Here is a 9,068-nt window from a genome sequence, read left to right as displayed (position 1 = left end):
TCTGTGTAGACAATGCTATCAGGCTTGATTTTACTTGTGATAATTGGCATTAGTGTATTTGTCTTAGTATCTTTAACAACAACAGTGTAAACTTTATCATTGCGTTTTAATAAACCAAATACAGCAGTCTTGCCAGCTGCACCACGACCACGTTTGCCTTTACGAATACCGCCGAAGTAACTTTCATCAAGCTCTACTTCACCGTCAAAAACAGTGTTGGCTTCAAGAGCTAAGTGATATTCTATCACAAGGCGGATTTTGTGGTAGAAAAGGACTGCTGAATTGTGTTGAATGTTTAACAAATCAGCCGCTGTTCTAGCGGTAACTTCTGCAATGAAAAACTCAAGTAGTCTTAATTGAGTTTTTCTTGATAATTTACAACGAGTTATCTTCATTTTTGTAGTATAACATATTTGTTATCTACTACAGCCCCAATTTTAATGTTTGTTGCGAATGATAGTCGTGATTAGCTTTATGGTGTCAATCGTCTAAAATTGCAAGTGTTTTTCGTAAAATATGGCGTTTATCCAGTCTTTTAATTTGGTAAGTTTTAAATTTGGTTGAGTTTTAAATTTGACTTGGTATCGGCAAAGAAATTTGATTGGGGTTTTTGAATGAATTTAGTTTGACATTGTCAAATAAAAAACAGCCGCCAAATTGACGACTGTTTTTTTGGGTTGTTTTGGTTATGAAATTGAACCAAATTTAACGAAAATCACGGCTGCGTTTCGCTCGGCGCAGGCTGAGTGATTTGTACGCCGCTTTCTGTGGTATTCGTGGCATTTGCAGCTGCGTCTGCCGACACTTGAGTAAGTGCAGCAGTGCGCATGGCTTCACGCTGACGATTAAATTCGGTGATTTGCTCTGCGCTTAGGCTTGCGCCGCCGCCAAGCGTTTGGTACAGCTGGATTTGGCTGACAACTTTTTGCTGCTCAAGTGCCAAAATGCTTTGCTGATTGGCAAACAATGAGCGTTCAGCGTCCAATACGTTCAGATAATCGTCCAGTCCAGCACGAAAACGCGCGTGCGCAATGCGGTAGGTTTGCTGGAAATTGTCTTGCAATTTGTACTGTGATTCTAGCTGCTGATTGAGCGTGGCGCGCGTTGCCAAGACATCGCCAACTTCTTTAAAGGCGGTTTGAATGGCTTTTTCGTAAGCGGTCAAGGCGCTTTGTTGGGCGACTTGTGCCACTTCGTAATTTGCACGGCGCAGACCAGCGTCAAAAATCGGCAGATTCACCGATGGGCCAAACGACCAACCAAAGGCGCTAGATTGCAAAAGATTGCTTAGGCTAGATGAGCTGTAGCCCAGATTGCCCGCCAAGCTGATGGATGGAAAGTAGGCGGCGCGTGCTACGTTGATGTTTGCGCCAGCGGATTTTAGGGCGTATTCTGCCTGCACGATGTCAGGGCGATAATACAGCAATTCGCTTGGCAAGCCTGTGCTAAACAGCGTTTGGCTGGTGATGTTATCCACCGCCAAATCAGGCACAAGCTCGGTTGGGATTGGTGCGCCTAGCAGTAGTTGTAGGGCGTTGCGGTATTGCAAAATGCTGGTGTCGGCATTATACACCGACAGTTTGGCACTCTCCAAAGACGCTTCGGCTTGAAGGCTTGATGAGCGTGCATCAATGCCTGCTTGATAGCGTTTTTGAGTGATGGCAAGCGAATGCTCACGCGTTTTTAGCGTTTCTAGGGCAAGCTGACGCTGCGCCATGGCATAGCTTAGGTTCACATAGCCTTGGGCGATACTAGAAATCAGCGAGATTTGCACGGCATCACGCGCAGCATTGGTGCCCAGATAATCGTACAGTGCGGCTTGTTTGGCGCTGGCGACTTTCCCCCATAAATCCAGCTCATAGCTGCTCATGGCAAGATTGACGTTGTAGCCGCTTGATGAGTTGCGGTCTGCTGGCGTTTGGCTGCGAGTTGCACCGCCGCCCACGCCCACGCTTGGCAGGGTGTTTGCGTCTGTGATTTGGTACTGCGCACGCGCACGCTGCACGGCAAGCACTGCACTTTGCAGGTCTTTATTATTTTTTAGACCCAGCTCAATGAGTGCTTGCAGCTTAGGGTCGGTATAAAAATCCTGCCAGCGAACTACCGCCACGCTTGGTGCTTCGGCAGTGCTGACGGTATCTTTGTCTAGGATTTCAAATTGGCTGTCCATGTCAATGTTTGGCATGGCGATGGGCGTTTGCGCTTTTTTTGGCAAACTGCTACACGCTGCCATGCTAAGTGCCAATGCAGAGACGGCAAAGACACGGACGGCAAGGACTGATTTTTTCATAATGATAAACTCTCTTTGGCTAAAATGGGCATTGCCTTAAATTTTAGCATTTTTCGTCAAGTGGCAAACGCCTAAGCATTGAACGCTGAGTTATTTAGCGGTATTGCCAGCTGGCAACTAGGCTTAAGCGTTTGACTTGACATTAAGATGAAGGCTCATCTTTTGGGTTAAGTTTTAGTGCGTAGAAGCGCTGTTTTGCTTGGCAAGCTGTTCTTTGGTGTACTTATGCGGGAACAGCGAGCGAATCCAAATGTAGAACATCGGAATAAACAGCACGCCCAAGAACGTAGAAGCAATCACCCCGCCCAGCACGCTTGTACCGACAGCGTTTTGGCTGCCAGAGCCTGCGCCATTGGCGATGAATAGTGGCACCACACCCATGCCAAAGGCAAGCGATGTCATGATGATTGGGCGCAAACGCTGACGAGCTGCGCGCATGACCGCATCTTTGAGTGTGTAACCTGCTTCTTGCAGTTCTTTGGCGACTTCAATAATCAAAATCGCGTTTTTGGCGGACAAGCCAATTACGGTCAAAAGACCCACTTGCAAGTACACATCATTATCAAATCCACGCAGGGCAGTAAAGGCAACCGCACCTAATACACCAAGCGGAATGATGAGCATGACCGAGAATGGAATTGACCAGCTTTCGTACAATGCCGCCAAGCACAAGAACACCACAATGATAGAAATGGCGTATAGGATTGGTGCTTGTGAGCCTGATTGCTGTGATTGCAGCGTCAAGCCTGTCCATTCATAGCCCACGCCATCTGGCAGCTGTGCAGCGATTTGTTCCATCGCAGCGACTGCATCGCCTTCAGATTTACCCGGAGCAGCTGCACCTTCAATGCTCATTGATGGCAAGCTGTTGTAGCGTTTTAGCGTTGGTGAGCCGTATTGCCATTCGCTGTCGGAGAATGCGCCAAAGTTCACCATTTCACCGCTTGAGTTGCGCACATACCATTTGTTGATGTCAGATGGTACGGCACGCGCTGAAGCGTCGCCTTGCATATACACGGTTTTTAGTCGTCCACGGTCAATGAAATCGCCTACTTTGGCAGAACCCCACGCCATAGCAAGCGTGTTATTGATGTCGCCCATAGACAAGCCGTACGCCATCGCTTGTTCTTGATTGACGTTCACTTTTAGCTGTGGTGCGTCTTCTTGACCGTTTGGACGTACGCCTGACAGCACATCGCTTTGGGCTGCCATGCCAAGCAGCATATTGCGTGCTTCTAGCAGTTTTTCATGACCTACGCCGCCTGTGTCTTGTAATTCAAAGGCAAAGCCGCTTGAGTTGCCAAGACCTTGAATTGACGGTGGCGCAAGCGCATACACATTCGCTTCATTGATTTGTGTAAAGAAATAGCCCATCGCCTTGCCAGCCAAAGACTGTGCGTCTGTGCCGGGAGCGGTGCGCTCGTCCCAATCTTTTAGGCGGATAAACGCCATGCCCATGTTTTGACCTGAACCCATAAAGCTAAAGCCTGAGATGGTGAACACGCCTTCTACGTTGTCTTTTTCGACTTCACGGAAGTAACCATCTACTTTATCAAGCACGGCTTGGGTTTGGTCAAGCGTGGAGCCTGCTGGTGTTTGCACGATGGCGAACAGCTGCCCTTGGTCTTCTTCAGGAACGAAAGATTGTGGCAAGTTTGTAAATAGCCACGCAAATAGGGCGATGATGATGGCATAAGCCACACCAAACAACGCCTTCATGCCAAAAGATTTGCCCACAAAACGCTCATAACGTGAGCTTAGTGAGTAAAACAGGCGGTTGAACCAACCAAAAAAGCCTTTTTGGGTATGAATGTCTTTGTGCTGTGCGCGTTTTAAGATGGTAACGCACAAAGCAGGCGTGAAAATCAGCGCAACAACGGCAGACAATGACATGGCGGTGATAAGCGTGATGGCGAATTGACGATAAATCACGCCCACTGAGCCACCAAAGAACGCCATCGGTACGAAAACGGCAGACAAAATCAGCGCAATACCAATCAGTACTTTACTGATTTCATTCATGGATTGAATGGTGGCGTCTTTGACCGAAATGGTAGGGTTTTCTTCCAAAATCCGCTCTACGTTTTCCACGACAACAATCGCATCGTCCACCAAAAGACCGATGGCAAGCACCAGTGCAAACATGGTGAGAATGTTGATACTAAAGCCTGTCGCCAAAAGCACCGCAAACGTACCTAATACCACCACAGGCACCGCAAGCGTAGGAATGATGGTGGCACGCCAGCTTTGTAAGAATAAGAACATCACCAAGAAAACCAGCACAATCGCTTCAATCAGCGTCTGCACCACTTGCGTGATGGATAGACGCACAAACGGTGTGGTGTCATACGGCACAAATGCAGTCAAGCCTTGTGGGTAGCTTTTGGCAAGCTGATCAAGACGTGCTTGTACGGCTTCACGCACCGCCAGCGCATTTGAGCCTGAAGCCAGCATGATGCCAATACCTGCAGCAGGTTTGCCGTTATAATAGGTTTCAAAACCATAGTTTTCCGAGCCCATTTCCACTCTTGCTACGTCGCTTAGGCGAACTTGTGCGCCAGTAGCGTCCGTTTTTACTAGGATATTACGAAACTCTTCTGGTGTTTGTAGGTAGCTTTGTACGGTAACGGTGGCGTTAATCACTTGCTTGTCAGTATCTGACGGCATATTGGCAAGCTGACCTGCGGATACCTGTGCGTTTTGTGCGTTGATTGCCGCCTGAACGTCAGATGGCATGAGTGAATAAGCACGCAGTTTTTCAGGGTCTAGCCAAATACGCATGGAATAAGACGAGCCAAACACATTCACCGCGCCCACGCCATTCACACGGCTGATTTGATCCACGATGTTGGTGTTTAGATAGTCGGCAATGTCGGTTTTATCCATGCTGCCGTCTTCTGACAAATAACCCACCACCATCAAAAAGTCTGATGATGATTTGCTGACAGTCAAGCCTTGCTGCTGTACCACTTCTGGCAAAGACGATGTGGCGGCTTGCAGCTTATTTTGTACTTGCACCTGTGCGATGTCGGGGTTGGTGCCGCTTTCAAAGGTAATCTCAACGGACGCTGAGCCTTGCGATGATGAGCTTGATGACATATACATCATGCCATCAAGACCTTTCATCTGCTGCTCGATGACTTGCGTTACCGAGTTTTCTACCGTTTGCGCATCAGCGCCGGGATACACGGCACTCACCGATACGGTTGGCGGTGCAATTTCTGGGTATTGTGATACGGGCAATTTGGTAACGGAAAGCACGCCCACCAGCATGACCAAAATCGCCAGCACCCACGCAAAAATGGGGCGTTCAATAAAATATTTTGACATACAAACCTCGCTTAGTTGGCGGCGTTTTGGCTGCTTTCGTCAGCTTTCATCACGCTGTTTTTGCCAGCTTCACTGCTTGCGTCCGCCTGAGCTTGTGGCTCTTGGCTTGCTGGTGCTTGCTCGGTTTGTGCACTGTTTGCTTGCGCACCGTTTGCTGCAGGGTTTTGTTCGGTGGTGGCAGGCAATTCGCGTGTTTGCACTTCTTGCTCTGGCTCGACTTTCGCACCGCCAATCACCACAACCACATCGCCATTATTTAGCCCATCGGTTACAACCCATTTGCCGTCATAAGTGCCATTAATGGTAACGTTACGCACTTCTACTTTATTTTCAGCGTTCACCACATAAACTTGGGTGTCGCCTTTTGGTGTGCGAGTAACGGCGCTTTGTGGCAGCAGGGCGGCATTATGCACGACAGACAGTGCCATTTGCGCATTGACGTACATGCCCGGCAAAAGCACATCGTTTGGATTTTGGAAAATGGCACGCACGGTTACTGCGCCTGTGGCTTCGTCCACTTTTGAGTTTGATAAAGCCAAGCGACCAAGCATTGGGTAGATGGTGCCATCTTCAAGTACAATGCGCACTTCTGGGCTGCCTTGTGAAGCTGCGCCAGATTCAAGCTGCTGGCGTAGGCGCAGCATTTCGCTTGATGATTGGCTGATGTCCACATACACCAAGTCAGTGCGTGAAATCGTGGCAAGGGCGTTGGCTTGGCTGGCAGACACCAGCGCACCGCTGGTTACGGCTGAAATGCCGATTTTGCCAGAAATTGGCGCACGCACTATAGTGCGGCTTAAGTCAAGTTCGCTTGCGCTTAGGCTGGCTTTGGCACTGCCGATAGAAGCGTCCGCGCTTTTAATGCTAGAAACTGCTTGGGCAACGGTGGCTTCAGCGGCTTTGGCATTGGCTTCAGCGGTGCGCACGGCAGTTACGGCTTGATCGTAAGTTTGCTGTGCGATGGCGTCAGCTTCTACCAATCCTTGTAAACGTGCCAAATCCGCACGCGCCTGTGCTAACGTGGCACGTTGGGCAGTTAGGTTGGCTTGTGCTTGAGCGTGGGCAGCGCGCGCATTTTGGGCGGCGGCTTCAGCGTTGGCAACGGCAGCACGACCAGACTCAATCGAGCTTTTGTAATTGTCAATGTTAATGCGATACAAAGGGTCGCCAGCACGCACATAGCTGCCTTCACGGAACAGCACTTGGTCAATAATGCCTGTAACTTGCGGGCGGACTTCTGAAGTCTCTACCGCCACCACGCGGCCAGACGCTTCTTGAATGATAGGAACTGCGCCTAGGCTGATGGTTTGTACATCAACAACGGCAGGCGGCATTTGCTGTTCGGCGGCGGCTTGCTGTTCGGCTTGGTCAGATTTGCCGCAAGCGGTAATCAGCGTTACGCCCGATAAAATCGCCATCACAGAAGCGGTGCGAAAATTTAGTTTCATTGAACACCTAATCATGTAGTTTGGTTAAAATTAAAATGAAAATTTTTACTCAATAAACGGCAAGGTTCTACAATTTTGCTTTTGCGATGGCAGGTGCAATCAGGAAAGCAAAATTCTAAAACATTGCCAGTCTATGTATTGCCAAGGTTTAAAATGTCCGCAAGTCAAATTTGGCTTGAGCAAGGGACAAGAACTGCGCAGAAAAAACGTAATGCTTTGTAAGGTTTGTAAAAGTGTGCGTCTTTATTTTGCGTCTGATAAAGATTTATATCTGACAAAAGTCGCACGCCAAACCAAAAACATACAAATGTTTACTAAAAATCTGCTAAGTCAACCGCCTATTATATCGTAAAATCAAGCAAAAAACCGCAGAAAAATGCCGTTAATTGTAGGTTTTTATTGTCTGTGATGACAAAATTTGACTTGATTTTTGGCGAAAACTGTGTACAATGCAGACAAATTTTAGTAAAAATCTTAAAAAATAAGATTTTTTGTGAAATTTTTAAAAATTTTGCTTGCGTTTTTAAAATTTTTTGGTATTATAGCAAGCCACAACCCAAGGCTGGGTGGCAGAGTGGTCATGCAGCGGACTGCAACTCCGTGTACGCCGGTTCGATTCCGACCCCAGCCTCCATATTTTAGTAGTTCGGCGTGTTGATGTTGTCATCGCACGCCGTTTTACAAATTATCAAACTACTCTCGTAGTTTTAAAAGCGTTAAGCGTGCGCTTAGCACATTGCCCGGATGGTGAAATTGGTAGACACAAGGGATTTAAAATCCCTCGCTCTTTGAGCGTGCCGGTTCAAGTCCGGCTCCGGGCACCATTTAGCATTCTATCAAAGTCTATTTAAGTCTACAAAACCCCCGAACTGTAAAGGTTTGGGGGGTTTTGTTTTTGGTGGTTTGTTAAAGTTTACAAAAACAAACAATAGGAATTGAAGTTAATAAGGTTTAAGTTCTACGTCATTTGCGCTTCATAAACCAAATACAGTGATTTTGCTAGCAACACCATGGTTATGTTTGCTTTTGTGAACATCATCGAGGTAATTTTCATCCAGCTTTATTTCATTACCAAAGAGTGTTCGGGCTTCTTGGGCGAAATGATGCTCAGTATTTTTATAACATCATGCACAAAAGAATTTTGTATATTGTAGGCCATTTTTCTTATATGTGTTCTAGCTGATATTTTGAAACGCAAGATGCTTTTTAGGTATGAAAAATTTATTGCATTATGATTAAACTTTAGTATAATAAGGATATTGATTTTTAGGTGTGTATATGACAGTTGTAGTATTCGGCAGTGTTGTTTGTAAGGCTGCTTTGACATGAATGATGTACTTGCAACCTTGGTAAGAGGTGTTGGCAATTTTTGGTCTTTGTTGGCGTAATTAAGAGTGGTAAAAGTAAGGCGTTAATAGATTGCACATGACTCGTTGAAATTTTTTTATCAAAAATCACGCATTTATCACATCTGTGGGAATTGATAAACATGGACAATCAAAGCGTATTAATTGACCAATTAGATTATCGTCATCTTTTTATGAGCTAGGCATTTATTATGAAGACATACGCCTGTATAAACATACAGATGCGCCATCCTACTATAGTGAAGACGACGAATGAAAGGCTTATTGGTTGATGAAATGCTGGTTTTAATGGGGTTGTACAATGCCAGACAGTTAATTTGTTTTAAAAAAATAACTTGATAAGCGAACTTATCAAGTTATCTTGGGGATAATATCATACGCCAATATGATATATCAAGCGCAGTTCTCCATCCGCTGCACTGCAAGCAGAAAAAGACTACAATACTGAGAAATGCTATTGTACTTGAATTTTTCAGCCTTGTCCATATTTTTAAGTGATGGCAACTCATCTTACGAGGTGCTTTATGTACACTGATGAATATGGCGTATTCATCCTGCGCTGGACACGCCGAACCAAAACAGGCAAGGTTATCCGTGCGGTAGGTAAGCCATTTAAAATTTAGGGGCTGTCCT

At 46.4% G+C, this 9,068-nt stretch carries 4 protein-coding genes and 2 tRNA genes; 2 read left to right on the top strand and 4 right to left on the bottom strand.

What is annotated here, in order from left to right:
• From B0181_RS01965 to B0181_RS01950, 4 genes are all read right to left on the bottom strand, one after another.
• A partial coding sequence (locus B0181_RS01965; RefSeq protein ID WP_143821564.1) for an IS1595 family transposase occupies positions 1 to 395 on the bottom strand: 395 nt, incomplete at its 3' end.
• Positions 396 to 715: 320 nt separating this feature from the next.
• Entirely contained in the window at positions 716 to 2,290 is a 1,575-nt protein-coding gene (locus B0181_RS01960) for an efflux transporter outer membrane subunit (RefSeq protein WP_078275816.1), read from the bottom strand.
• A gap of 174 nt (positions 2,291 to 2,464) precedes the next feature.
• Positions 2,465 to 5,620 (bottom strand): efflux RND transporter permease subunit, encoded by a 3,156-nt coding sequence (locus B0181_RS01955; RefSeq protein ID WP_078275815.1) that lies wholly within the window; start codon positions 5,618 to 5,620, stop codon positions 2,465 to 2,467.
• Between the two features lie 11 nt (positions 5,621 to 5,631).
• A complete protein-coding gene (locus tag B0181_RS01950) occupies positions 5,632 to 7,068 on the bottom strand; it encodes an efflux RND transporter periplasmic adaptor subunit (RefSeq protein ID WP_078275814.1) in 1,437 nt (478 codons plus the stop codon).
• Positions 7,069 to 7,628: 560 nt separating this feature from the next.
• Here B0181_RS01950 and B0181_RS01940 point away from each other — a divergent pair.
• A tRNA-Cys gene (locus B0181_RS01940) sits at positions 7,629 to 7,702 on the top strand.
• Positions 7,703 to 7,806: 104 nt separating this feature from the next.
• Positions 7,807 to 7,892: transfer RNA gene (locus B0181_RS01935), tRNA-Leu, on the top strand.
• Positions 7,893 to 9,068: the final 1,176 nt, after the last annotated feature.

The organism is Moraxella caviae, from assembly GCF_002014985.1.
GTDB lineage: Bacteria > Pseudomonadota > Gammaproteobacteria > Pseudomonadales > Moraxellaceae > Moraxella > Moraxella caviae.
The sequence above is the reverse complement of the archived record's forward strand: the minus strand, read 5'-3'. Positions and strand labels throughout refer to the sequence as shown.

Excerpts from the sequence above, each read along its gene's own strand:
- B0181_RS01960 (WP_078275816.1), bottom strand. The coding sequence starts at position 2,290 with ATGAAAAAATCAGTCCTTGCCGTCCGTGTCTTTGCCGTCTCTGCATTG.
- B0181_RS01955 (WP_078275815.1), bottom strand. The coding sequence starts at position 5,620 with ATGTCAAAATATTTTATTGAACGCCCCATTTTTGCGTGGGTGCTGGCG.
- B0181_RS01950 (WP_078275814.1), bottom strand. The coding sequence starts at position 7,068 with ATGAAACTAAATTTTCGCACCGCTTCTGTGATGGCGATTTTATCGGGC.